Annotated in this window: 26 protein-coding genes; 19 read left to right on the top strand and 7 right to left on the bottom strand. The window is 48.1% G+C overall.

Features of this window, described 5'->3' with window-relative positions:
• Positions 1-31 precede the first annotated feature (31 nt).
• Genes ADU24_RS12245 through ADU24_RS12235 form a run of 3 tightly spaced genes read right to left on the bottom strand, consistent with a single transcriptional unit; the run spans position 32 to position 2352 of the window.
• On the bottom strand, positions 32-1696 hold the full coding sequence (locus ADU24_RS12245) for a b(o/a)3-type cytochrome-c oxidase subunit 1 (protein WP_053366904.1): 1665 nt from the start codon (positions 1694-1696) through the stop codon (positions 32-34).
• Complete coding sequence (locus ADU24_RS12240; RefSeq protein WP_053366903.1) at positions 1696-2172, bottom strand: cytochrome c oxidase subunit II; 477 nt, start codon at positions 2170-2172, stop codon at positions 1696-1698. Before ADU24_RS12240 ends, ADU24_RS12245 begins: the two co-directional genes overlap by 1 nt.
• A gap of 18 nt (positions 2173-2190) precedes the next feature.
• Positions 2191-2352, bottom strand: a complete 162-nt coding sequence (locus ADU24_RS12235) for a hypothetical protein (protein WP_053366902.1) — start codon at positions 2350-2352, stop codon at positions 2191-2193.
• Between the two features lie 571 nt (positions 2353-2923).
• Here ADU24_RS12235 and ADU24_RS12230 point away from each other — a divergent pair.
• From ADU24_RS12230 to ADU24_RS12210, 5 genes are all read left to right on the top strand, one after another.
• A complete protein-coding gene (locus tag ADU24_RS12230) occupies positions 2924-3697 on the top strand; it encodes an SDR family NAD(P)-dependent oxidoreductase (RefSeq protein WP_053366901.1) in 774 nt (257 codons plus the stop codon).
• Positions 3698-3943: 246 nt separating this feature from the next.
• Positions 3944-5026: a type III polyketide synthase gene (locus ADU24_RS12225; RefSeq protein ID WP_053366900.1), complete on the top strand. Its 1083-nt coding sequence runs from the start codon at positions 3944-3946 to the stop codon at positions 5024-5026.
• The gene (locus ADU24_RS12220) at positions 5023-5595 is read left to right on the top strand and encodes an isoprenylcysteine carboxyl methyltransferase family protein (protein WP_053366899.1); all 573 of its coding nucleotides are present in this window, start codon (positions 5023-5025) and stop codon (positions 5593-5595) included. Before ADU24_RS12225 ends, ADU24_RS12220 begins: the two co-directional genes overlap by 4 nt.
• Positions 5596-5915: 320 nt before the next feature.
• Complete coding sequence (locus ADU24_RS12215) at positions 5916-9569, top strand: dynamin family protein (protein ID WP_053366898.1); 3654 nt, start codon at positions 5916-5918, stop codon at positions 9567-9569.
• 197 nt (positions 9570-9766) lie between these two features.
• Entirely contained in the window at positions 9767-10663 is an 897-nt protein-coding gene (locus ADU24_RS12210; RefSeq protein ID WP_053366897.1) for a 5'-3' exonuclease, read from the top strand.
• 295 nt (positions 10664-10958) lie between these two features.
• Here ADU24_RS12210 and sspL read toward each other — a convergent pair whose 3' ends face one another.
• Positions 10959-11096, bottom strand: coding sequence for a small, acid-soluble spore protein L (sspL, locus tag ADU24_RS12205; RefSeq protein WP_053366896.1), 138 nt, complete (start codon positions 11094-11096; stop codon positions 10959-10961).
• Between the two features lie 82 nt (positions 11097-11178).
• Here sspL and ADU24_RS12200 point away from each other — a divergent pair, with 82 nt between their 5' ends.
• A complete protein-coding gene (locus ADU24_RS12200) occupies positions 11179-11670 on the top strand; it encodes a divergent PAP2 family protein (RefSeq protein WP_053366895.1) in 492 nt (163 codons plus the stop codon).
• Positions 11671-11715: 45 nt separating this feature from the next.
• Complete coding sequence (locus ADU24_RS12195) at positions 11716-11985, top strand: DUF6123 family protein (RefSeq protein ID WP_053366894.1); 270 nt, start codon at positions 11716-11718, stop codon at positions 11983-11985.
• Positions 11986-12001: 16 nt separating this feature from the next.
• On the opposite strand, the gene ADU24_RS12190 is transcribed toward ADU24_RS12195, so the two are convergent.
• Positions 12002-12937 carry a DMT family transporter gene (locus ADU24_RS12190; protein WP_053366893.1) on the bottom strand — a complete coding sequence of 312 codons (936 nt, stop codon included), beginning with the start codon at positions 12935-12937 and terminating at the stop codon, positions 12002-12004.
• A complete protein-coding gene (locus ADU24_RS12185; protein ID WP_053366892.1) occupies positions 12930-13319 on the bottom strand; it encodes a reverse transcriptase-like protein in 390 nt (129 codons plus the stop codon). Before ADU24_RS12185 ends, ADU24_RS12190 begins: the two co-directional genes overlap by 8 nt.
• Before the next feature lie 176 nt (positions 13320-13495).
• Here ADU24_RS12185 and ADU24_RS12180 point away from each other — a divergent pair, with 176 nt between their 5' ends.
• Both ADU24_RS12180 and ADU24_RS12175 read left to right on the top strand, forming a co-directional pair.
• Positions 13496-14152: a reverse transcriptase-like protein gene (locus ADU24_RS12180; RefSeq protein WP_053366891.1), complete on the top strand. Its 657-nt coding sequence runs from the start codon at positions 13496-13498 to the stop codon at positions 14150-14152.
• 14 nt (positions 14153-14166) lie between these two features.
• Positions 14167-14379: a zinc-finger domain-containing protein gene (locus ADU24_RS12175; RefSeq protein WP_053366890.1), complete on the top strand. Its 213-nt coding sequence runs from the start codon at positions 14167-14169 to the stop codon at positions 14377-14379.
• 48 nt (positions 14380-14427) lie between these two features.
• Here the strand turns inward: ADU24_RS12175 and cspD are convergent, their stop codons facing one another.
• Positions 14428-14628, bottom strand: coding sequence for a cold-shock protein CspD (gene cspD, locus ADU24_RS12170; protein WP_043933662.1), 201 nt, complete (start codon positions 14626-14628; stop codon positions 14428-14430).
• A 253-nt stretch (positions 14629-14881) separates the two neighbouring features.
• Between cspD and ADU24_RS12165 the strand changes: the two genes are divergently transcribed.
• From ADU24_RS12165 to ADU24_RS12120, 10 genes are all read left to right on the top strand, one after another.
• Positions 14882-15157: a hypothetical protein gene (locus ADU24_RS12165; RefSeq protein ID WP_053366889.1), complete on the top strand. Its 276-nt coding sequence runs from the start codon at positions 14882-14884 to the stop codon at positions 15155-15157.
• Between the two features lie 88 nt (positions 15158-15245).
• The gene (locus tag ADU24_RS12160; protein ID WP_156324573.1) at positions 15246-17432 is read left to right on the top strand and encodes a type IA DNA topoisomerase; all 2187 of its coding nucleotides are present in this window, start codon (positions 15246-15248) and stop codon (positions 17430-17432) included.
• A 148-nt stretch (positions 17433-17580) separates the two neighbouring features.
• The gene (locus ADU24_RS12155; RefSeq protein WP_269432232.1) at positions 17581-19266 is read left to right on the top strand and encodes a formate--tetrahydrofolate ligase; all 1686 of its coding nucleotides are present in this window, start codon (positions 17581-17583) and stop codon (positions 19264-19266) included.
• A gap of 118 nt (positions 19267-19384) precedes the next feature.
• A complete protein-coding gene (locus tag ADU24_RS12150) occupies positions 19385-19915 on the top strand; it encodes a hypothetical protein (RefSeq protein ID WP_053366886.1) in 531 nt (176 codons plus the stop codon).
• A gap of 23 nt (positions 19916-19938) precedes the next feature.
• Positions 19939-20415 carry a glutathione peroxidase gene (locus tag ADU24_RS12145; protein ID WP_053366885.1) on the top strand — a complete coding sequence of 159 codons (477 nt, stop codon included), beginning with the start codon at positions 19939-19941 and terminating at the stop codon, positions 20413-20415.
• A 103-nt stretch (positions 20416-20518) separates the two neighbouring features.
• The gene (locus ADU24_RS12140) at positions 20519-21367 is read left to right on the top strand and encodes a DegV family protein (protein ID WP_053366884.1); all 849 of its coding nucleotides are present in this window, start codon (positions 20519-20521) and stop codon (positions 21365-21367) included.
• Between the two features lie 236 nt (positions 21368-21603).
• The gene (locus ADU24_RS12135) at positions 21604-22203 is read left to right on the top strand and encodes an HD domain-containing protein (protein WP_053368908.1); all 600 of its coding nucleotides are present in this window, start codon (positions 21604-21606) and stop codon (positions 22201-22203) included.
• Entirely contained in the window at positions 22200-24077 is a 1878-nt protein-coding gene (locus tag ADU24_RS12130) for an ABC-F family ATP-binding cassette domain-containing protein (RefSeq protein ID WP_053366883.1), read from the top strand. Before ADU24_RS12135 ends, ADU24_RS12130 begins: the two co-directional genes overlap by 4 nt.
• Before the next feature lie 184 nt (positions 24078-24261).
• A complete protein-coding gene (locus ADU24_RS12125; protein ID WP_053366882.1) occupies positions 24262-25404 on the top strand; it encodes a conserved virulence factor C family protein in 1143 nt (380 codons plus the stop codon).
• Between the two features lie 118 nt (positions 25405-25522).
• On the top strand, positions 25523-25957 hold the full coding sequence (locus tag ADU24_RS12120) for a BrxA/BrxB family bacilliredoxin (RefSeq protein ID WP_053366881.1): 435 nt from the start codon (positions 25523-25525) through the stop codon (positions 25955-25957).
• Positions 25958-25974: the final 17 nt, after the last annotated feature.

Below are 25974 nucleotides of genomic sequence, written 5' to 3'. Positions count from 1 at the left end.
CCGGAGCCTTTTCTGTCCTAATTAATCCTGATTACCATTTGGTCCACGTTTGCCAGCCCTTTGAACCGATTGGCGCATTTTGGATAATATCAATGAGCGGAATCGTGTAGGCGAAAAGGATCAATGCCGCGGTAATGCCGAGCCACAGCTTCCAGTTTTCGAATACGGCCGGGGCCTTTGCTTCTCCCGCTTCTGCTTCGCCGACAGGGAATTCCTCCTCACCTTTTGGCGCAAAGAAAGCGAGGTTAATGAAAATGATCAATACGAGAATGATGCCGATAAACAAAATCGAGCCGCCGATTGCCTGGGCAACCTGGTAGGGGATCCATTCGGCGGCCTGAGCCGAACCGCCATATTCAGAGAATGCCGAGCGGCGCGGAGCTCCCAAAAGGCCTGCCGCGTGCATCGCGCCCGACATGAACGTCATGCCGACCGCCCAGACCCAAGCCTGGATAATCGCCAGTTTATTCATAGTCTTCGTCAGTTTCCTGCCGGTCAAATGCGGTACGAGCCAATAGGAGATGCCGAAGAAAGTCAGGACAACCGTTGTTGCAAGCGTCAAATGGAAGTGGCCGGTTACCCAGATTGTATTATGGACAACCTGGTTCAACTGGTGCGACGCATTGACGATACCGCCAGCACCTGCAGGGATAAACGCTGCCATTCCGATGAATGGGACCGTGAATCTTGCATCGCCCCATGGAAGCTTTTTTGCCCAGCCGAACAATCCAGTTGCACCTTTGGAACGGCCGGTTTTCTCAAATGTCGCGAACATTGAGAAGGCAGTCATCAAAGATGGGATGATGACCATGAATGTCAGTACAACCTGGAGGAATTTCCAGGCGGGGTCAATTCCCGGTTCAACAAGCTGGKGATGGAAACCGACCGGTATGGAAAAGAGCAGGAACAACAGGAACGAAAGCCTTGCCAATGAATCGGAGAATATTTTTCCGCCGATGATTTTCGGGATGATTGCGTACCAGCACATGTAGGCAGGCAAAAGCCAGAAATACACGAGCGGATGGCCGAAATACCAGAACAAGGTCCGGCTCACGAGTACATCTACCCGTTCAACGATTCCAAGCGACCATGGCAGAAGCTGCAACAGAACCGTTGCGGCAACCCCGATTGTCGCAACAATCCACATGACAGTATTGACAACGACCATGAAAGTCAAAAGCGGGCTGTTTTTACCAGGATTCTGCCTCCGCCATCTGCCGTAGGATCCAAGAAGGGCACCTCCGGAAACCCAACTGCCGACGATGACAAGCGTAAGGCCGATATAGAAAACCGGGTGGGCCTTCAATGGAGCGTAAAACGTAAATAGGACGGTTGCCTCTTTTAAAAGGATCATTGTTGCCGCCATGGCGGTTCCAATCGTCATCAGCCAGAAGCCAATCCAGCCTGCCAAGCGTCCTCCATCAGACATTGCGCCCGCAGTCCGGCTCACGGCCGCTGTCTGGAAACCAATGATGAAAAATGTTGTCAGGACAAGGCCGAGCAAAACGCCGTGCACGGTCAATACTTGATAATAATCGATTCCGAACGGAAGCTCGAATCTACCCGACCTAACCAAAACCTGTAATAGGCCCATCAAGCCCCCAAGCGCCAGGGCTGTGAATGCAACATAAAGGTGGGCCATTGAAAGCTTGGCGTCCCGTCGATCGACTTTCGTCTGGATAGTGGAAGTATTCATTATTCAGTCACCTCGATTGTGGATTGCATTAAGTGATGCCCCGTGCCGCAGTATTCATTACAAACGACAAGGTACTCACCAGCTTTGTCGAAGGTAGTCGTGAACTCACTTACATAGCCGGGTTCAAGCATCATATTAATATTTGTACCGGCAACCTGGAATCCATGGATGACATCCTTGGTGGTTGCAATTACTTTAACTTTTGCCCCAACAGGGACTTCTACTTTCATTGGATTATAGGAAAAGGCGGAGGCGACGTAAACGAGCTGGTAGTCCCATTCCTTCCCTTCAACCTTTGTCAGCCCCGGCTTGTCGAATGGTTCCTGGGTGTCCACTTTTTCCGGGTCAATCGTCAGGTTGCAGCTTGGCGGCTGGTTGCCCATATAGAAAGCGCTGACTCCGACTACTGATAAGAACATGACGAGAGTGGTTATTCCGAATGTAAGCCAAATTTTTTCAAACTTATGAATGTGCATGAATGCTCCCCCTTTCTTTTAAAAACGGTCAAGGAATAAGAAGTAAACCCCTGCCCATGTCAGAATTAAAAACGCCCCAAGCAGAAAAACCGATATAAGGGTTCCTTTCAGGACTGGTTCCGAATCCTGGACTTTGTGCTTAACTTTCTTTCCTGTCTTCGCCAATTCTGTTTTTGCCATCCCCCAGCACTCCTTCCAAAATATAAGAAATCGATAAGTACTTATTTCATAATACAAAACTATAAAAAAAGTAAAATATGGGTTTCTTAATGTTCACAAAGTATTCATACCTTATTTATCACTATGGTAATAGGAGAAAGCCGTTAAAACAGTGATTTAAATCACTTTTCAGACGGGGTAAATGTGTCAAAAAAATGAACACGCAAATAAGAGAGTGAGAAAAGTTGTTGATAAGCATGAGGGTAGCTTGCCAGACGATTTAATGAACAAAACAACAGAAACGAAAATAAACTGTTAGTAAACGAAGAAAGGGCTGGAGGAAAATGGAGAAATATTATTGTGAAAAATGCCGACTGCTCTATAATGAAAAAACAGCCTGCAAGGTTTGCGGTTCGCTTGCCTCCAATAAAATTTGGATTGAAGTCCAAAAACAGAATAAGGACTGAGCCATGGCACCGGTAATTCGGTGCTTTTTCAATGTGCATTCATTATAATGAGAGAGTCATGACTACCAGGAAAGCCCAGACAAGATTAAGCGGTAAAAGGAACAAAATTAGGGAGGATGAGGAAGATGTATTTACCTTCATTTCGGCTTGATGAAAAAAAAGCCATCGTGACAGGCGCGGGGAGGGGGATTGGCAGGGCGCTCGCATCGGCCCTGGCGGAAGCAGGCGCCGATGTGGCAATCCTTTCACGTACCGTTTCCGACCTTGAAGAAACAGCGGCAATCATACATAGCCACGGGTGCAAGAGCCTGGTCATTCCCGCTGACGTGACTAAAAGGGAAGATACGATGCGTGCGGTTGCCACTGTAAAGGAAGAATGGGGATCCGTGGATATTCTCATTAACAATGCGGGCATGAACATCCGCTCACAGGCGCTTGATGTGACCGATGAAGAATGGGAAACCATCATGAATACGAATCTTAAATCCGCTTTCATGATGGCACAGGAAACCGGGAAAGTAATGAAGGAACAGGAAACAGGGGGAAGGATTATTTCGGTTGCATCCGTTGCCGGCCATGTCGCGCTCCGGACAGGCGTCGTGTATGCGGCGAGCAAGGCGGCGCTCATCCAAATGACCAAGGTCCTCGCGCTTGAGTGGGGACAGTACAATATCAATGTCAACGCAATCGGGCCGTGGTATTTCAAGACGCCGTTAACGGAAAAACTTCTCGCCGACCCTGCGTATGTAAAGGATATTCTTGATGTAACGCCGTTGAAACGAATTGGCGAGCTTCCTGAACTGGCAGGGCCGGCAGTGTTTTTAGCTTCCGATGCTGGCAGCTATGTCCATGGGCAAACTTTGTTTGTCGACGGCGGGATGACAATTCAAGGATTCTAATTATGGTTGGAAATGATTGGCCAATGATGGACGCTTGTGATTTTGGTATAATGGAAGTGCACAACAACCCTTCAAAATATATTGCCCCCCTCTTTTTATAAGGAGGGGGCTTTTTTTTGTTTTTGGCAATCGGCATAGATACCCGTATACTTTCCGCAAAAACAGGGAATAGGCTAGTAGCCGCTACGGAATAATTTACCGTAGCCGGGTAAAAATACCCTTACAAGAGTTGAAGGAGAATGTACGATGCCAGCAGTCATTTCAATAGCGGAAGCATTGCCTCCCTACAAGGTCGAGCAGGAGAGGGCCGTCGAGTTTGCAAGGGAGTTGTTTTCGGAATCCTATCACGACATTGAACGGTTATTGAAGGTTTTCCAGAATGGCCAAATCGAGAGCAGGCGGTTCGTTAAGGATATTGAATGGTTCAAGGAAGGACGCACGTTCAAGGAAAGGAACGATGCCTATATTGAAGCGGCCGTGGAGCTTGGTGCGGAGGCTATTGCCAAATGCCTGTCCGACGTGTCATTTTTAAACAGGCAGGTTGAATACGAGGAAATCGAAGCGTTGTTCTATGTTTCCACTACTGGTATGGCAACGCCTAGCATCGATGCGAGAATTATGAATAAGCTGCCTTTTTCGCCGTATACAAAAAGGATTCCGATTTGGGGCCTTGGATGTGCAGGGGGAGCCGCTGGCCTTTCAAGGGCATATGAATACTGCCGGGCGTTTCCGAAGGCGAAAGTGCTCGTTCTCAGTGTTGAGCTCTGCAGCCTTACTTTTCAAAAGAACGATCGCTCCAAGAGCAACCTCGTCGGGACTTCCCTGTTCGCGGACGGGGTTAGCTGCGCGCTGATTTGCGGTGATGAAGTAAATGGCTTACCTGCAGGCAGGGTGCCGGAAATTATCGCTACCCAATCGACGCTCATGCCTGATTCACTTGATGTTATGGGTTGGGATATTAAAAACGAAGGGCTCTATGTCATATTCTCCCGCGATATTCCTGCAATAATAGAAAATTGGCTGCAGCCGAATGTGAGCGCATTTCTGGAGAGTGAGGGAGTTGAAATCGGCCAGCTCCGGTATTTCATTGCCCATCCCGGGGGGAAAAAGGTTCTCGACGCGTATGCCAACTCCCTTGGAATCGATAGAGGGATGATGGATATTTCAAAACAAGTTTTAAGTGAATTCGGGAATATGTCGTCCGCGACCATCCTTTATGTGTTGAAGCGCCACATGGAGCTTAATCCCGAATCCGGCGCATATGGCCTCGCAGGAGCGCTCGGGCCTGGCTTTAGTTCTGAGCTGCTGTTAATGAGGTGGAAGGAATGAGGCTGTTCGCCGTATTTATTGCATTCATTATTTTTCAGCGCGTGGCCGAATTAATCATCGCCCGGAAAAATGAGAAGAGAATGAAACGGGAAGGGGCACTTGAATTTGGGCAGGGGCATTATCCCTGGATGGTTTTGATGCATGCGGGTTTCTTTTTAGCCCTCATCCTCGAGGTATGGCTACTTGGAAAGGGCCTTTCCCCGTTGTGGCCGATTCTGCTCGCGGCATTCATCCTCGCGCAGGCTGGGCGGCTCTGGGCGCTTTCCACGCTCGGTAAGTACTGGAACACCAAAATCATTGTCCTTCCGGGCGCGAATCCTGTAAGAAAGGGCCCTTACAGGTTCATCCGCCACCCAAATTATGTGATCGTTACACTCGAACTTCTTGTGGTTCCTTTGCTGTTTGAAGCATATATGACAGCGTCCGTCTTTGCCGTATTGAACGCCATCATGCTTTCTGTCCGCATCCCTGCCGAGGAAAAAGCATTAAGTAAACTCGCTGAATACGAGCAAATGAATCAAGGTACAAACCGGTTTATACCTCAAATGTTAAAGAAAATTGACAAATAGGCTTTTCTTATTGAAAATGATTATCAAACATGTTACACTTTCCTTGGAAATGAAAATCATTCTCATCAGGGAAGGTGTTACATATGGCGCTCGTTTTTGTCGGAGGAACCGTTTTGGTATATGCCGCTGTCATGAAGCATGTGTTAAGCCATGTTGCCAGGCCAACTAGATAATGATGATCGTATTTAATTTAAAACCAGGGCATCCCCCTGGTTTTTTGCTGTTTAAAAGATGGAAATAGTAACTTCTATATGGGAAATGAGAGAATTTTCATATAAAATAAGAAGGATATTATTTTTTTTGAAGGGGATATTCTTTTCATGGTTCAGGCAGAAATGAAACGACAATCAGGAAATAAATTAAAAGGGGCCATCTCCGGGCTTTATTTTTATTTTGAAAAACATGGGGATACGGCGTCCGCCCATAAAGTGAAACAGCTTGGATGGAAATACGCAGCCGGGGAGAAGGCAATAGCCTTTTGCGGACACTTTTCCGCGGGGAAATCTTCGTTGATCAACCGCATCGCAGGAAAGGATATCCTGCCATCGAGCCCAATTCCGACAAGCGCAAATCTTGTGAAGGTGAAATCAGGCGATGAGTATGCGAAGGTTTTTTTCAAAAAGGGCATTCCCTGGCTTTATTTGCCGCCTTACAATTATGAAGTGGTGAAAAGCCATTGCCTTGACGGCGACGAAATCGAGGAGATCGAAATCAGCCGGAACGATTCGGCGCTGCCGGAAAACGCGGTCATCCTCGATACGCCGGGAATCGATTCAGCGGACGATGCGCATCGGATCGCGACCGAGTCGGCCATTCATCTCGCGGACCTTGTTATTTACGTGATGGATTACAATCATGTCCAATCCGAAGTGAATTTTCTTTTTACAAAAGAACTACAGGATGCGGGCAAGGAAGTCTACCTTGTTGTGAACCAAATCGACAAGCATAGGGAAGAGGAACTGAGTTTTGAATGCTTTAAGGAAAGCGTTTCCACTTCATTCAACTCATGGGGAGTGAAGCCTGCCGGTATTTTTTTCACGTCGCTGAAACAGCCGGGCCTTCCGGAAAATGATTACGCTGAACTGGAAAAGTTAATCCACTCCAAGCTTGGCGGCTGGGGGGAATGGCTGGAAAGCTCGACATTGGCCTCCCTGGCTAAAATCGCCCACGATTATGTGCAGAACCTCTCGTCGGGGCAGGAAGAGGAAAGGGCGAGCCTGAATGAAATCCTTGCCGGCAATCCATATGGCGGGGACAGGGAAACGCTTGAGGAAAAATTCAACGCGATTAACGAGGCGTTATCCCTGCTTGAAAATCGGGCCGAAGTGGCTTCAAGGGAGCTTGATGAAAAGGCGGGACAAATTCTTGGCAACGCCTATTTAATGCCTTTTGAAACGAGGGAACTTGCTAAATCATATCTAGAATCGGAGCAGCCGGGCTTCAAAGTGGGCTTTCTGTTCACAGCAGGGAAGACAAATGCCGAGAAAACGGCGCGCAAGGACGCTTTTCTCGCAGCGGTGAGCGAAAAAGCGAAGCAGCAGGCCGAATGGCATATTCGGGAGCTGTTATTGGAGGTATTGAAAGAAAAGGAAATAAGGGACCCACATCTTGAAGAACTGGCCAGGAACTTTTCAATCCCAGTAACGGGTGAACTAATCGAGAAACCGCTGAAAAAAGGCGCCCTTCTTTCAGGGGATTACGTACTGACATATACGGACGAACTTGCAGCAGAGATTAAGAAGGCGGCGCGGGACGGAATTACCGCATTTAAAAAGGAGTACGTACAGGCGATAAGCAGCCAGGCAGAAAAGTTGGGCGCCCGTGAAAAACATGAACTAGAAATGATGGCGGAGGCCAGAAACGCCATGGATAGGCTGTCACAGCTTGATAGGGAGCTTGCCGCAGCGAAAAATGAGCTGGACATGCTCATTGAAAAAAATTCAACAGTGGAAGAAAACGTACCGGAATGGCTTTTTTCACGCGGAGACGAAAATGTTAGAATCGTCCGTGAAGAAGATCATGCTAAACCCGTGCCAACGATCACTGAAGACCGTGAAAAACTAGGCGCGGCAGTAACCAAACCGGAAACAAAGGCCGAAAGTGGTGAAGCGATGGCCACAAGGCTTAGGGACGCCGCGGCCACTATTGAAGAGTTGCCCGGTTTCGCGTACTTGGCAAGTGAGCTTCGTGAAAGAGCGGGAAAGATTGAAAACAGCTCGTATACTGTCGCTCTTTTTGGAGCATTCAGTGCAGGAAAATCGTCATTTGCCAACGCGTTGATCGGCGCGCGGGTGCTGCCTGTTTCCCCGAACCCGACGACTGCAACGATATGCAGGATCAAACCGATTGACCTCGGACATCCGCACGGCTCGGTTGTTGTAAAAATGAAGGAGTACGACAGCCTGCTCGCAGATGTGAACAAAGCGCTGAAGTTTTTTGCCGGAACTGCTTCCAGCCTTGAAGACGCTTTGGATAAAATCAGGGAACTTGCCAAAAGGCCGTTCCAGGGGGACACGGCCGAAAAAGCGAATCTTTCCTTCCTCCACGCGTTTGAAACGGGGTATTTGGTTGCCCGGGAAAACCTTGGAAGGGAAATTGTTGTCACGATGGCTGAATTTGCTGATTTAGTGGCTAAAGAGGACAAATCTTGCTTTGCCGAGTGGATTGATTTGTATTACGATTGCCCGCTGACACGGGTGGGAATTACCCTCGTTGATACCCCGGGGGCGGATTCAATCAACGCGAGGCACACGGGGGTCGCTTTCGATTATATAAAAAATGCCGACGCGATTTTGTTCGTGACGTACTACAACCATGCATTTTCGAGGGCCGATCGCGAGTTCCTGATCCAGCTTGGAAGGGTTAAGGAAGTATTCGAGCTTGATAAAATGTTCTTTATTGTCAATGCCATTGACCTTGCGAAGGATGAGGCAGAAAAGGAACTTGTCCTCAATTATGTAAACGGGCAGCTTGGAACGTATGGAATCAGGAATCCGTCCTTGCATTCGGTATCGTCGCTGCTTGCGTTGAAGGAAAAAACGGAACGTAGCGGTTTTGCGGATTCGGGGTTACCAGGCTTCGAGGATACGTTTTTCAGCTTCATTAATGAAGGACTGGCAAGTATGGCGATCGCTTCGGCGAAGAAGGATCTTGAGCATGCCGCCAAAAGGGTTGCCAGCCTTGTTGCTTCCGCGCAGGCAGATCGTTCAAACGCGAAGGAAAAAATCCGGGAGCTTAAAGAACGGCAAGCGGCTGCTTTATCATTCCTTTCCTCGCGAGCAACATTGCCGCTTGAACAGAGGCTTGGGCAGGAAGTCCAGGAACTGGCGTATTATTGCAAGCAACGGCTCTTTCTCAGGTTCGGGGACTTTTTCCGGGAATCCTTCAATCCTTCCCTTCTGAATAGCGGAAACGGGAACATGAAGAAATCGCTTGATACCGCCTTAGGCGATCTCCTTGATAGCCTTGGCCATGATTTAGCGCAGGAAATGAGGGCGACTGCGCTCCGGATTGAAAAGTTTGCCGCCCGGACGGTTTGCGAAACCCGCGAAGGGATCGTGAACGACCTTTCGGAAATGTGCGAAGGAATCGGTTTTTCCGGCTTCGATTATCCAAAACCCGCGGGGCTTGAATTTCCGGCAGCATTGGCTGATACAGATAGATCCAAATTTTCAAGGCAATTGGCGCTGTTCAAAAACCCGAAGGACTTCTTTGAAAAGAACGGAAAGAAAGCGATGCAGGAACAACTCGAGGCCGCTTTAAATCCAGAGACAGACAGCTATCTTGCCGCCCAGTCCGCAAGGCTCGAGGAATACGGACGCTCTTTAGTAAGAAAGCTCTTTGCGACAATGACTGAAAACCTCAATCTGCAGGTGGAAAACCATTTCACCGGCATGCTTGAGGTTTTGGACGGCGGCCTTGACACGGGGGTGCTGGAAGAATCCTTGCGGAAACTGCAACGGCTCAACGAATAGATCAACTATTTTCATAGGGTTTATGGTATAATGGTTTAAGCAGGCTTTTAAAAAAAATACACAGCCAAGTTTACTCGGCCGTTAATTAAACATAAACTTTAAATTCGGAGGCGCATACCAGCGCCTTTTTTATAAGAAAAAAATGACTAGCCAAGCGCCAGGATCACGGCGCTTGAGCTTTTCTATAGGAGGACAGGATGAATAAAAAGGAATCATTAATGCTAATTGACGGCATGGCGCTCTTGTTCAGGGCTTTTTATGCTACGTCAGTAACCGGCCAGTTCATGATTAATGCAAAAGGGATGCCGACAAATGCCGTCCATGGTTTTCTTAAACATATGCTCACAGCTGTTTCGGAGTTTTCACCATCCCACCTTGCCGTTTGCTGGGACATGGGAAGCAAAACCTTCCGTAACGAACTGTTCGACAGCTACAAGGCGAACAGGGGGGAAGCGCCTGTCGAGTTGATTCCCCAATTCGATTTGGCGAAGGAAGTTGTCAGCGCCTTTGACATTCCGAACATCGGCCTCCCCGGGTATGAAGCGGATGACTGCATTGGCACAATCGCAAGGCAGGCAGGCGGTTCAATGCCCGTTTCAATCGTGACAGGCGACCGGGACATCCTCCAGTTGCTTGAAGACGAAGTGACGGTCATCCTGTTGAAGAAAGGGTATGGTAATTACTTGGTCCACACTCCGGCCTCCTTTTATGACGAATGCGGGCTAATTCCGAGGCAAATGATTGATTTGAAGGCGCTCATGGGCGACCCGAGCGATAATTACCCAGGAGTCAGGGGAATTGGTGAAAAAACCGCTCTGAAGCTTTTAAAGGAACACGGCCATATTGAAGGGATCCTCGAGAATCTTGAAAAGCTGTCCAAGTCACATAAATCGAAAATCGAACAGGATCTTGAAATGCTTCACTTATCCAGGAAGCTTGCCGAAATCAACTGCAGCGTACCGATCGAGTGTGATATAGAAGCTGCAGCTTTTTCACCTGACAGGGAAAAGGTTGAAGCCGTGTTGGCCGATACTGGGCTAAGGGGTATCGCGCGAATGATCCCTTATAAGTCCGATGTTGTTGTTAATATTTGATAACAAAATGAGAAGATTGCCCGTTTCCGATATGGAGCGGGCATTTTTTAAAATACAATATAGTCTGAACAGTGTCTAGCTCCATCACCCAGTGTACTTCGGTCCCCCGCTACTGTAAGTCAACATCGATTCGCTTTTCTCATCGTGTTTCCTTTAACTGTGGGAGGGTGCTCCTCCGCCACAGTATATACAGGGAAGCTTTCTTCAGCTCGTCGCAAAGCTGCAAGGAAGTAACCCAAGCAGCTGCTTCCCTCCAGTCCTGTCGAGCGCTAAACGGGCGCTTGCTCTTTTCTTATTATCTGCGTGTATTGCTCTTTTTTGCTCTTTCCTCCAGCTTGCTTTTTGGATCCGGCGTCCTCGTTCCGTCCTGGCCAAATCCCTGGGGGTTCACGCCTGGGGCTTTAGTACCTCTGTTGCCGTCATTTTTGCTCACTTTCGTCACCTCCTGTTTTCTTAGTATCCCCGTAGGGAATAATAAAACACATGTGTTAACTATAGTGGCGAGGTGAAGGGAAATGAACAAGGGAGTAATTGTATCATTATTGAGTATTGGGCTAGCACAAGGTTTAAAAATACCGATCCATTATGCGAAAAAGAAGGAGTGGCGCCCGGATCTGTTTTTTCAGACGGGGGGCATGCCAAGCTCACATTCGGCCGGGGTTTCATCCCTGACAACTTTCATTGCGCTGAAAAGAGGGGTTCCGACTGTCGATTTCGCGCTTTCGTTAGTATACGGGCTGATCGTCATGTACGATGCACAGGGAATCAGAAGGCAAACCGGGGAGCTTACCCTGAAAGTAAATTCGCTTGACGAGCTGATCGATAAAATACACCACGAGGATTCCACGGTTGAATTTAAGGAAAAAACGCCCGCGAGGTTGAAGGAAATGCTCGGCCATAAGCCGGAAGAAGTGCTTGGAGGAGCGGTTTTGGGCCTTTTGATGGGTATTGTTGGACATCATTTGACAAAAAACGATGGCAAAAAGTCTGATTTTACAGTACACTAAGGACAGAATATATGTTTGTAAAATCAGGAAGGATGGGTCACAAAGGTGCAAACGGTCGACCTTTACCTGCAGGATTTGAAGGCGAGAGGCTTTCAATTGCAGGAAGATGCCATTGGATTCATTTACTTCGGCAAGCATTATACGAACGCCCCGGATGAGGTGGCGATTGCCGCTATCGAACTGACGCTTAAAGCGCAGATCGGGTTTGAAGGAAGCTTCTATGTCTCTCTCCTTGAAATGCTAGTTGCCAATAAAATCAACTCAAGGCAGGCTGCTCTAGACTTTGTGAAGGATCGGCAGCTTCTCTCCCTTTAAGCGGCAAAAAGCCGGGCTACGCGCCCGGCTTTTCCACATTCATTTGGATACTTGCAATTGTTTTCTTACGGTTTGGAAGTTCCGAGATAACCATTCCCCCAAAAATGAGCAGGCATCCTGCAAGGGCCGAAATCGTAAGAATGTCACCAGCCCAATAGTATCCCGCACCGGCTGCAAAAACGGGCTCCATCGCGAAAATGAGCGCGACCCTCGTAGGCGATGTATGTTTCTGAAACGCCGTCTGGACCAAAAAGGCGATTGCCGTCGCAAATAGTGACGTCACAAGGAGCGCAAGCAGAACCTCCTCGGAAAAAATAACTGCAGGCTTGAACGCTTTTTCCCAGTCTTCAAATAGCAAAGCCGACATTGAAGACAGAATTCCGACCGTTGCAATCTGGACAATCGTTAGCGGAAGGAAAGGATAAAGTCCACTGTATTTTCCCGTAAATAAAATATGGAATGCAAAACCGATTGCGCAAATGAAAACGAGACCATCCCCCTTATTTAGCGGCGAAACCCCCGTCATGGTCAAAAGAAACAATCCGGCCGTCGCGACCAATACCCCAATGACGGCGTTTCTTCCTGGCTGCTGCTTCATGAGAAGGAAGGAAAAGAGGGGAACAAGGACTACGCTTAGACCTGTGATAAATCCCGCTTTTGAGGTCGTGGTATACAAAAGTCCCGCGGTCTGGGTTGCATAGCCGACAAAGAGGAACAGTCCAAGAAACGCTCCGGAAAGAAAAAGCCGCGGCGTTAAAAGGGAAAGCTGCTTCCGTTCAAAAATAAGAAGCCAGATGCCAAGCAATAGCGCCGCCAAAAGGAAGCGCACGCCGTTGAATGAAAATGGCTCCAGGAAGCTGATGGCGTTCTGGACCATCACGAAGGTGATGCCCCAGATGAACGAGACAAGCAACAAAACCGCGTCCGCGAGAAAATGGCGATTCCTATTCATTTTCCCTGATCCCCAATCTTGCTAATTCATCCGCTACCTTGTTTTCGCTTCCGGGTATCCATTTCATGAAAAACAAATCGAACTTCCTTGTAAGGTCAAGGGCCCTGTCCAGGAGCGGCGCGTAGTTTTTGTTTTTGGCGAATTCTTTTTCAACGGCATTGTTCACCAGCTCCGAATCTGTCCTGAATGAAACGGTGCTGTAGCCTTTTTCCAGGCAGATTTCCAATGCCTTTATGAATGCGTGGTATTCGGCTTCATGATTGGACATGACACCGAGCGGCAAGGAGAACTTTTCCGCAGAACCATGTCCCTTGATGAAAATGCCCGCACCGCTTGGGCCTGGATTCCCCGCGCTCGCCCCATCGATGTATACTTCTATCAATATCCATTCCTCCATTATTGTGCTAAAGTGATTTTATCATAAATCAACAGTGGAAACAGATTAAATTTTCCGGATAACGATGTTTAAGAAAGAATGAATTGTGTATCATGAAAAGAATGGTTTTTTAATATGAATGGCAAAGATAAAGGATACAAAGGAAATACGGAGGGCTTTTGATGAAATACAAACTGGATTGGCTTTTTACAATAAAGGGAGGCGGGAAGGTCCGGTTTTATTCAGACTGGCTTGAAGGGGACCAGGCGCTTGTCACCGCAGAAGAGCTTGAAAAAACAGGAAAGGCCCATGAACTGTCGTTCGAGGATGAAATCGGGACCGATTGGACAATGAAGGAAATGAGGCGGCTGCTAGAGGAGACGGAAGAGGAGCCCCATGATGTTGTCCTCTATTTCGATGGAGGCTTCATGAAAGATACGAATGAAGCCGGGCTTGGCGTTGTCCTGTTTTTCAGGCAGGGCAAGAAAAAATTCCGGGTCAGGGCCAATGAGAGGATTGGCGAGATGGAGACGAACAACGAAGCGGAATATGCTTCTCTTTACTACGCGACGACTCTCCTTGAGGAATATGGGATTAAAAATATGCCATGTGAAATCCGCGGCGACTCGCAGGGAGTCCTGAAACAACTTGAAGGGGAATGGCCATGCTATGAGGAAGTGCTGAATAAATGGCTTGACCGGATCGAAAAGAAATTGGAAGGCAACGGCATCAAACCGTCGTATAAGGTCATTTCCCGCTCGGAAAACAAGGAGGCCGACAAGCTTGCCAGCCAGGCGCTTGACGGAAAAAAAATACATGCGAAAACGCAATTGCTCTAGGAAGGAGGCTGCTGATGGAAAAGGAAGCGATTGTGAGGAAGCAGCTTCTTGAAAAAATAAATTGCCTCATTCAAGGTTATTGCGATGGCTGCTTTTTGTACAGGCAAAATGTTCTTGATACCGGAAAACGAAAATCCCATAAGTTTTGCATTAGCGAGTGTACGGTTGGCGGGCAGATAAGGAAGCTGGGAACGAGGCTCGCGGGCAGCCGGATTGAAGGAAAATAAAAAGGCTGGCGCAATGCCAGCCTGAAAAATCGCTTAATTGATTTGCAATTAAAGTTTTACTACGTTAGCAGCTTGTGGCCCACGGTTTCCTTCAACAATTTCAAAAGAAACTTCCTGGCCTTCTTCAAGGGATTTGAAGCCATCGCCCTGGATTGCGGAGAAATGAACGAATACGTCTTCGCCACCTTCTACTTCGATGAATCCATAGCCCTTTTCGTTGTTGAACCATTTAACTTTGCCGTTTTGCATAGTACCTTTTCCTCCTAAAACCTTGCAGGCACCTTTTTGATGCCCAAGTTGAATATTATCATGAAGCAGATTGCGGCAGGTATTTCCTGTATTAGTCTGAACCATGATGCATTAAATATACACGAAAAACAGTGGGCAGTCAAGGAATGAAAGCGCTATTAATGCCAGAAATGCCAATTTTCCAAACATTCGTGTTCATAAAAGAATTAACCACCCCATACCCTTTACTATCCTGAACAAAAAGGGTGAGGGCATGTACAGGCTGAAAAAAGGCAATAAGGAAATGATACTGCGGTTTTCGCACAAAGCACCCAGGCTGGAAGCGGACCGCGAGGAAATTTGCCGGATGCTGCTTGCAGGCGCCATTGATATTGAGAAAATCACCAAAGTTGGCAGCAGTATTTTATTCCATGAGAGGCTTGGGGCCGTCATCATTGAGGCTGAACAGTTTCCTTCCCTTCTATTAACTGTCCGGGCTGCCATCCCGAAGCATGCCTGGTTCCCGGATGAAAAAGCTGTGGGCAAATAGGTTCCATCAATAGTGGCCGCGATTGAGCGAAAGCCGGCGATAGGCTAAAATGGATGTATCTCCCGTTTTAAGATTGGTGGTAAGAACAGTGAAGAAAGTAATTGTTTCCGAAAAGCCATCCGTGGCAAAAAACATCGCGGATGCGCTCAAAATAAAGGGAAAACAAGATGGCTATTATGAAGGGGATGGCTATATCATCACCTGGGCGTTCGGCCATCTCCTCCAGCTTTATGACGCAAAGGATTATGATGCAAAAATGGCAAAGTGGAATATGGAAAATTTCCCATTCATTCCCGAACAATTTAAATACAAGGTGAAAAGCGACCCGAAAAACAGGGATAAAGAAGACCCCGGTGCGAAAAAACAGCTTAAGATCATCCAGAGCCTTCTGCGGAGAAAAGACGTGGACGGAATCGTTTCGGCGTGCGACTTTGACCGGGAAGGCCAGCTTATTGGCGACAGCATCATCTACAACAGCAGGACGGGAAAACAAGTTTATCGGCTGCTTTTGAACGAATGGACCCCGGCCGAAGTATTAAAAGGGCTTGAATCACTAAGGCCGAATACGGACCTAAGGCCGCTCCAGGACGCGGGGGTCAGCCGCCAATGGGCCGACTGGGCGATCGGAATCAACCTGACATCCGCGGCGACGCTCAAATATCAAAAAGGCTCCGGAAAAGCTCTGAACATCGGCAGGGTTTTGCTGCCTACGTTGAAAATCATCTATGACCGTGATATCGAAATCGAAAGGTTTGTCCCGGAAACGTATTTCAAGCTTTCCGCTTTATTTAAAACAGCCCGGGATGAACAATACGAGGGGACCTACCAGGCGAATGGGGAAGAGAAATTCAAGGAACAGGCTGAACTTGAGGCCGTTCGCGCCGCCCTTGAAGGCCATTCGGGGATTGTTTCCGAAAAGAAGGTTGAGAAAAAGCGCGAGCTTCCACCGTTCCTTTTCAATCTATCAAACTTGCAGGGTTATATTACGAGCAAATTTAAGGGCTGGACGTCAGATAAGGTTCTGAAGGTTGCCCAGTCGCTTTATGAAAAAAAGTACATTACCTACCCGCGTACGGCAAGCTCGGTCCTTGAGGAATCACTGGCCGGAAAAGCCGCAAAAGTACTTGATATACTTAAGGAAAATCTTCCTTATAAGGATGAGGTTGTTTTTACAAAATCACGGCGTGTGTTCAATTCCTCGAAGGTTGAAAGCCACAGCGCCATCATGCCAACATACCTGATGCCGAAAACCCTGACAGCGGACGAAGCGATTGTTTACAATGCAATCAAAAACCGCTTCATCATGCAGTTTATGCCCGCGGCAGAATACGAGGAAACGAGAATCGCAACCTCCGTTCCGGGTGCGGGCCTTAAAGGAGAGTTTGTGTCCAAAGGCAGGATTGAGCTCGTCGAGGGGTGGAAAAAGGTTGAAAAGATCGAGTCGAAGGAAACGATTTTGCCGAATGTCCAGCCGAACGAGCAGGTGCATATCGCGGAAACCGATTTATCTTCCCATGTAACGAAGCCGCCAAAGCATCATACCGAAAAAACGCTGCTCAGGGTCATGGAAACGTGCGGAAAAGGCCATGAAGAGGAAGACAGCGAGGAGATGATGGAAGCGATTCTCGCCGGCTATAGTATCGGAACTCCGGCGACAAGGGCGGAAACAATCAAGAAGCTGAAGGATATCGGCTACATTGAGGCCCAAAATAAAAACCTGGTTTGCACAAGCCTTGGCAGGCGCCTGGTCGAAACTTTCCCGGTAAGGGAACTATTCGACCTTGAATTCACAGGCAGGCTTGAAAAAACGCTATCCGACATCGAAAAAAGGAAAGTGAAAAAAGAAGAGTTCCTGGAAATGATTTTTGGCTTTACGTCCGAATCCGTCGAAAAAATTAAATCAGCAAAGACTGAGATCCTCCAGGAAGTTTCGCGTGCCAGGAAGACGGCTGAAGTACTTGGCAAATGCCCTGAATGCGGTACGGGAAGTATTATCGAAGGGCAGAAGGGCTTTGGCTGCAGCAACTGGAAGAGCGGCTGCAAGTTCGTAGTCTGGAAGAATGATAAGTTCCTGGCCGTTTTTAAAAAGAAGCCGACCGCCACCATGGTGAAAAGCCTACTGAAAARGGGCTCGGCAAATGTAAAAGGGATGACAAGCAAAAAAGGATCGAAATTCGATGCAATTCTCCGTTATGAAAAGGATGCTGAAAAGGGATACTATTCATGGAAAATGGAATTTGACAATAAACCGAAAGCCGCAAGGAAAGCCAAATAATCAATAAAGAGCAGGGAAAACCTGCTCTTTTTTGGTGGAATGGCAAAGAATATGATAAAAGGAATAAAAATCACTCACTTCCGGCGGTGGATTTGTTACAATAGAGTGGCAGTTGTCAAAATTCAATCTGTGAATGCGGGGGATTTTTTTGGAAAAGACGAAGTACAAATCCGATATTGAAATTGCACAGGAATCTAAAATGTTGCCCATTACGGAAGTTGCCGCGAAAATCGGGCTTTCGGGGGATGACCTCGAAATGTACGGAAAGTACAAGGCAAAGCTTTCCACTGACGCATTGAACAAACTGAAAACGAAGGAAAACGGCAAAATCATTCTTGTAACCGCTATCAATCCCACTCCAGCAGGTGAAGGGAAATCTACGGTTACCGTCGGGCTTGGAGATGCCTTGAACCGGGTTGGCAAGAAGGCGATGATCGCGATGCGTGAACCATCCCTTGGGCCGACTATGGGCATCAAAGGCGGCGCGGCGGGCGGCGGCTATGCACAAGTATTGCCGATGGAAGACATCAATCTTCATTTCACTGGCGACCTGCATGCGATTACGACCGCCAACAACGCCCTGGCGGCTTTAATAGACAATCATCTCCAGCAGGGGAATGAGCTGCGGATCGACCAGAGGAGGATTGTCTGGAAACGCGCCGTTGACTTGAATGACCGTGCATTAAGAAAAGTGATTATTGGGCTCGGCGGACCTATACAAGGTGTGCCGCGCGAAGATGGATTCGACATTACCGTGGCATCCGAAATCATGGCGGTTCTTTGCCTCGCGACCGATATGGCCGACCTTAGGAGAAGGCTTTCACGGATGGTTGTCGCGTACAACGATAAAAAAGAGCCGGTGACAGCCGGAGACCTCGGTGTTGAAGGGGCACTCGCACTTCTTTTAAAAGATGCGATCAGGCCAAACCTCGTCCAGACGATCGAGCATACACCGGCAATGGTCCATGGCGGCCCATTCGCCAACATTGCACATGGCTGCAACTCCGTCATTGCGACGACTGCCGCGGCAAAGCTGGCTGATTACGTTGTTACCGAAGCGGGATTTGGCGCTGACCTCGGTGCGGAGAAATTCCTGCATATTAAATGCCGCAGCGCCGAATTCCGTCCGGAAGCGGTTGTCATCGTGGCAACAATCAGAGCGCTGAAGATGCACGGCGGTGTAGCGAAGACAGAACTTGGAAAAGAAAACATCGCTGCGCTGACACTTGGTTTCGCCAACCTGAAGAAACATATCGACACAATCAAAGATTTTGGCTTGCCGCCGGTCATCGCCATTAACCGCTTTGTAACTGATTCGGAAGAAGAAGTGAAAACATTGCTGGAATGGTGTGTGAAGGAGAACGTCCCGGCCGCTCTGACCGAAGTATGGGAAAAAGGCGGAGAGGGCGGAATCGACCTTGCCAACAAGGTTCTCAAGGCAATTGAGGAAAACGAAAACAACTTCCAGCCACTTTACGATCTCTCCGACTCTATTGACGAAAAAGTCCGGACAATTGTCCAAAAGGTATATGGCGGAAAAGATGTTGAGTTTTCATCCAAAGCGAAAAAGCAGCTTGAGGAATTCGATAAACTCGGCTGGTCCAACCTGCCTGTCTGCATGGCGAAAACACAGTATTCCTTGTCCGACAACCCGGCTCTGGTCGGGAAGCCATCCGGATTCATCGTCACGGTCAGGGAATTCAAGCCGTCAATTGGCGCCGGTTTCATTGTGGCACTTACGGGCGAAGTGATGACCATGCCTGGCCTTCCGAAGAAACCAGCAGCCATGAATATGGATGTTGATGACAAAGGAAACGCGGTCGGCCTATTCTAACAGCATGATTTTTTTCCGGGGAGGCTCCTGTTTAAGGGCCTCCTTTTCAGTTTGAATTGAACTAGTGATTCCAAAGTGCGCGAATGGGTAATGCTTTTGAAAAAGGGAGGTACAGGAATTGTTTGATCCAACAGCGTTTGATAATATGAAAGTAATCATCGAAGGAGCCATTTATGACCTTGATTTCGCAGGGGAAATCAAGGTATCGGACAGGAAGGATTTCATAGACCTCGCCAGGCTTTCAAGAATGTTCTCCCTTTCGTTTGAAGTCGGGGACGCCCCTGGAATCGAAGCGGAGTTAAGGCTTATCGCCGGGCTTGAAAACCTGGCTTCGGAATTGCTCCCATCAGCAGGACGGGGGCTTGATGGATGTGAGCTTTTCTTGCTTTTCAAGGCGGAACATAAAGACACTCCATCCATATACAGGATGGTCGATGCCTATGCAAGTTCGATTTGGGGATCGGAGCGAAAGATTTCCCAATCAGTGAGTTGGGATCCTCTTTTGGAAAAAGAAGAAGTAAGGAATGAAATTTCTGTTGATTTCAACAGGCTTGTCACTGAAGCCCAGCTAGAAGAACTGAAGGAAATCCCGGTATACATGGTGGAGACGGTTAAAGGGTTGTTTTCGGTTATTTTTGCCCAGGAATGACTTTTGCGGGGAGATGGAAGTGAATGTCGATTTACCAATTTAATGTCCGATTAATTAACGGTGAGGAAGTCCAGTTAAGCCGATTTGATGGAAACGTCGTGCTTATTGTCAATACTGCAAGCAAATGCGGTTTTACGCCACAATACGCCGAATTGCAGGAATTGTATGAAACATACAAAGAGCGTGGCTTCACTGTACTTGGCTTTCCGTGCAACCAGTTCATGAACCAGGAGCCTGGAAGCGAGGAAGAGATTGCATCGTTCTGCAAACTGAATTACGGAGTGACGTTTCCGATGTTCGCCAAGGTGGATGTGAACGGTGATGAAGCGCATCCGCTATTTGTCTATCTTGGCAAGGAGGCGCCCGGCATTATGGGGAGCAAACGGATTAAATGGAATTTCACAAAATTCCTTGTCGGCCGTGACGGTAAGCCCGTCAAACGATTTGCTCCAAATGATAAGCCTGGGGAACTGGCGAAAGATATTGAAAATCTCCTCTAACGACGATGATTTTTCTGAAAATTAATACTATAATAAAATTATTAGGAATTACCTATACATAAAGTGATGAAGAAGCTTTCAAGGGGAAAAGGGGGAAATTTTTTTGAAAAAGACTGCCTGGGTTACTGACAGCACAGCCTTTCTGGATGAAGATTTAAAGAACAATCCGGATTTGTATACGATTCCGATAACCATCATTCTTGACGGCGAGGAATTCGCGGACGGCATCGACCTTACAGCCGATGAGCTCTACGCAAAACTGCGCGAACTGAAAACACCGCCAAAAACCTCCCAGCCATCGGTCGGGGCATTCAAGGAGCTTTACGACAAACTGGCGGAGAATTACGACCAAATCATTGCCGTGCTTCTTTCTTCAAAACTGAGCGGAACGGTATCCTCAAGCGAGCAGGCCGCCCAGCTCGTTCAGGTGCCAGTCACAACGATTGATTCAAAAATACTCGCTTACCCATTATCCGCGCTTCTGAAAAAAGGGATGGAACTTGAACGTGCCGGTAAAACCGTCGAGGAAATCAGGCAGGAGCTGGAGAAGTACCGTGACGAGAATGAAACGTACGTGCTAATCGGCAGCCTGGAACAGCTGCACAGGAGCGGGCGCATGAGCGGGCTTCAGTTTTTCCTCGGCAGCATGCTCAGCATCACGCCGATCATTTCCATTGAGAACGGCGGACTGGAAACGAGAGAGAAAGTCCGCAATACAAAAAAGGCAAAGGAAAAAATTGAAGGCTATTTGAGAGCCGCCTATGAAAAGTACCAATTTAAAGAGGTTTATCTCCTGTATGGGCATCACGAGGACAAGGCACTCGAGTGGCAAATGGAACTAGAACCAAAGTTCCCACAGCTCTCATTCAGGCGCTGCTCATTGGGAGCCACAATAGGCGTCCATGCCGGCGAAAACACCCTCGGCATCAGCTGGTACCACAACATCAATTAAAGCGCCGACCAGGCGCTTTTTTCTTTGGCTGAAATACGAACAGTGCCTGTCACCACCCGTAATTTGTCGAAATGCGAACAGTTCATAGGCACCCCCCGAATTTTGTCGAACCCCAGCCCGTTTGAAGGTAGGAAGGTTCACCAGGTGCTTTGTTTCATGGTAAAATAGCAGGATGAAAGGGAGTGCGGGTTGTGGAAAAGGTGATTGCTGAAATAGAGCAGTATGTGAAACAGGAGATGGGTGAGGACCCGACCGGCCATGATTGGCACCATGTCGACAGGGTCAGGAAGAACGCGCTGAAAATCGCAGAGGGTGAAGCTGCTGGCGACAGAATAATCATTGAAATCGCCGCGCTCCTCCATGATATTCCGGACGAAAAACTGAATGATTCAGCGGAAGCGGGCCGGAAAAAGCTCGACTGCTTCCTTGAGTCGCTGGAGCTCGATGAAACCGCCAAACAGAAAATCAATGAAATCGTCTATTCAATTTCTTTTAAAGGCGGGAATGGAACAGAGCTTCCCTCCATTGAGGCCGAAATTGTCCAGGACGCCGATCGCCTCGATGCGATTGGCGCCATCGGAATCGCGCGAGCATTTGCGTTTGGCGGGAAAAAGGGCCAGCAAATCTATGCACCCGATCTAGGGGTCCGTGAGAAAATGACGCTTGATGAATACAGAAATGGCAAATCCTCAAGCATCAACCATTTTTACGAGAAGCTTTTAAAATTAAAGGATTTAATGAATACGGAAACGGCAATAAGGATGGCTGATGAACGGCAACAATTTATGGAAGCCTTCCTCAGCCAATTTGATAGAGAGTGGGATTGCTTGATATGAAAATGCTAACTGTGGAAAACCTCTCGAAAACATATGGGGAAAAGAAATTATTCAACAATATTACGTTTACCATAGGAGAAAAAGAGAAGATTGGTCTGATTGGCATTAACGGAACCGGAAAATCGTCGCTGTTGAAAATCATCGCAGGCGTTGATGATTCCGATTCCGGGGAAATTACGGCGGCAAAGGATTACAGGATTGCTTATCTTGACCAGCAGCCGGATCTTGATCCTGAACTGACTGTCCTCGAACAGGTCTACCATGGGGATGCGCCGGTGGTCCGGACGATGAGGAAATACGAAGAATGCCTGGCCAAGCTTGAAGATTCGCCCGAGGACCTTAGGATCCAGGAAGAGCTGTTTGCATTGCAAAAGGAAATGGACTCCGTAAATGGCTGGGATGCAAGTACAACCGCGAAAACAATTTTAACAAAGCTTGGGATTGAAGGGTTTTCGAAAAAGATAGGCGAGTTGTCGGGCGGGCAAAAGAAGAGGGTCGCGCTTGCCGGGGTACTGATTGAGGCTCCGGACCTATTAATTCTTGACGAGCCGACGAACCATCTTGATTTCAACTCTGTAAAATGGCTTGAGGATTACTTGAAAAGCTGGAACGGTTCTGTCCTTATAGTCACACATGACCGGTATTTCCTTGACCGGGTCACGAACCGGATCATGGAATTGGACGGCGGCAATCTGTACACATACAAAGGCAACTATGCAAGTTTTCTTGAGGCGAAAGCGGTCCGTGAAGAAAACGAGGCGGCAACCCTTGAGAAAAAGAAAAACCTCTTTAGGCGAGAGCTGGAATGGATCCGCAGAGGCGCACAGGCCAGGTCGACGAAGCAAAAGGCAAGGATAGACCGGTTTGAAAAACTAGAGGACCAGATTTCCGGCAAGCGGAACAGTGAAAAAGTCGATATTTCCCTCAGCGGAAGCAGGCTCGGGAAACAGGTATTCGAGCTGAAGGATGCGAGCAAATCATTTGGCGGCACGGTTATTCTCGACCGTTTCAATTTGCTTGTAAAGCCCGGCGACAGGCTCGGCATAATTGGCCGCAACGGAACAGGGAAATCAACGCTATTGAACATTCTGGCTAAAAGAATCCCTCTTGACAGCGGGGAATATGACATGGGCCAGACGGTTAAAATCGGCTATTATACCCAGGAAAACGAAGACATGGACGAAAGCCTGAGGATGATTGAGTACATCAAGGAAACGGCCCAGGTTATTGAAACGACGGATGGCAAAACGATTTCAGCTTCCCAAATGCTTGAACGTTTCTTGTTTCCCCCGGCATCACATGGAACGCCGATCCGAAAACTTTCCGGAGGTGAAAAGCGTCGTTTGTATTTGCTGAAAATCCTCATGGATGCGCCGAACGTCCTCCTTCTGGATGAACCGACAAACGATTTGGACACGCAAACGCTGACCGTTCTCGAAGACTATCTGGATGATTTCCCGGGCGTTGTCCTGACTGTATCGCATGACAGATATTTCCTTGACAAAATAGCCGAACAGCTCCTTATTTTGCAGGGCGGAGGGAGAGTGGACTCCTATTACGGCAATTATTCCGAATATCTCGAGCAGGAAACGGAAAAAGCGGAGTCTGCCGCAAAGCCTGTTGCCGAACAGCCGGCCAGGGTGAAGGAAAAGAAGAAAAAAATGACCTACCAGGAACAAAAAGAATGGGAAACAATCGACGATAACATTGCTTCCGTTGAAAGCAGGCTGGAAGAGATTGCAGCCGAAATGGCGTCGACAGGCAGTAACTTCGAACTCGCCCATGACCTCATGAAGGAAGAAACGGAGCTGAATGAAGAGCTGGAGAGGCTGATTGAACGCTGGTCGTATCTTTCCGAAATTGCTGAGGGGTAGTTTTAGCTTGCAGCTAGGTGGGGATGAAGACAATATTCGAGTTGATTTCTGATTGAAACTGTCTTCATCAATATCCCCGCCATTTTTACCTATAGCGCAAGTGCGGTTTTTACTACACTATAGGTAAATACGATAATATGAAATGGAAAAGCCATTATGATACAGTAGATGTGAGGTGAACAAAATGAGAATTATGTCAATTGAACCGACCCCTAGCCCGAATACAATGAAGATCAACCTTGACCAGGAGTTGCCGATGGGCAAGAGCCATAATTATAAAAAAGACAATCAGGAAGGAGCCCCTCCAGTAATAAGAAAAGTACTTGAGATTGAAGGAATTAAAGGCGTCTACCACGTCTCCGACTTCATCGCTGTCGAACGGAATGCGAAGTACGACTGGAAGGACCTCCTCGCAAAAGTACGGGAAGCGTTTGGCGAATCCGCGCAAACGGAGGGTGCTGCGAGTCCTGCGAGTCCTGAATCAAGCAGCTTCGGGGAAATCCAGGTCCAGGTACAAATGTTCAAGGATATTCCCCTGCAGGTAAAACTGACGGATGGGAACGAGGAGAGGCGCTTTGGGATGCCTGCCAACTTCCTCGCCGCAAGGGAAAAAGCCCAGCTTGACGGCGAAAATTACATACTGCTCCGAAAATGGCAGGATTTTGGAGTCCGTTACGGTGACTTTGACCAAATTGGCAATGAAATTGTAGAAGAACTGACGGCCGCCTATCCAGAAAAGCGGCTTGAAGAGCTTGTCAAAGACGCGCAGGCCGGCGGTTCCTCCATCCAGGCGAGAGAGCCGCGCGTGCGACATAAAATTACCATCGAAGACCTTGAGAACCCTGACTGGAAGGTCCGTTACCAGAAGCTTGAACAAATGCCAGATCCGGAACTTGAAGATTTACCGCTCCTGGAAAAAGCACTGCAGGATGAGAAACCTTCAATCAGGAGGCTTGCGACCGTCTACCTTGGGATGATAGAAGACAAAGCTGTCCTTCCTCTTCTATACAAGGCGCTAAAGGATAAAACCGTAACCGTCAGAAGGACCGCCGGCGACTGTTTATCCGACCTAGGATTTGCCGAAGCCGCCAATGCAATGGCGGAAGCGCTAAAGGATCCGAGCAAACTCGTTCGGTGGCGTGCGGCAATGTTCCTTTACGAAGTCGGGGATGAATCCGCACTCGACGCCCTGAAGGACGCAGCGGATGACCCAGAATTCGAAGTGGCCATGCAGGCGAAAATCGCCATCGCAAGGATTGAAGGCGGCGAAGAAGCGAAGGGCTCTGTCTGGAAACAAATGACCGAGGCCCGTAAAGCGAATCTGTAATTTTTTCAAAAGAAACTAAGCGGACTTCGAGGAACATCAATGAATTTAAGGTTGCAAGGATTTTGGAATTGGAGTAAAAATATAGTATGCTTACGAATAGAAATGGAGTGAAGTTAATATGTCAATGGCATATGAGGAATATATGAGGCAAATGGTCCAGCCGATGCGTGAGGAGCTGACCAATGCCGGTTTTAAGGAACTTAAGACGCCTGAAGAAGTCGATGCGTTCATGAAGGAAGCAAAAGGCACGGCGCTTGTTGTCGTAAACTCCGTTTGCGGATGTGCCGCCGGACTTGCGCGCCCAGCCGCAACCCAATCTGTTATGAACAGCGAAAAGAAGCCTGACAATCTTGTAACCGTCTTTGCCGGCCAGGATAAGGAAGCAACCGCCAAAATGCGTGAATACTTCGGCGGAATCGAGCCGTCCTCACCATCCATCGCCCTGCTGAAAGATGGGGAAGTCGCCCACTTTATCCCAAGGCACGACATTGAAGGCAATACGATGGAAGCCGTCATGCAAAATCTATTGACCGCTTTTGAAGCCAACTGCTAAAAGGATGCCCGAGGGCG

This window comes from Bacillus sp. FJAT-27245 (assembly GCF_001273955.1).
Taxonomy (GTDB): Bacteria; Bacillota; Bacilli; order Bacillales; family Cytobacillaceae; genus Bacillus_D.
The sequence above is the reverse complement of the archived record's forward strand: the minus strand, read 5'-3'. Positions and strand labels throughout refer to the sequence as shown.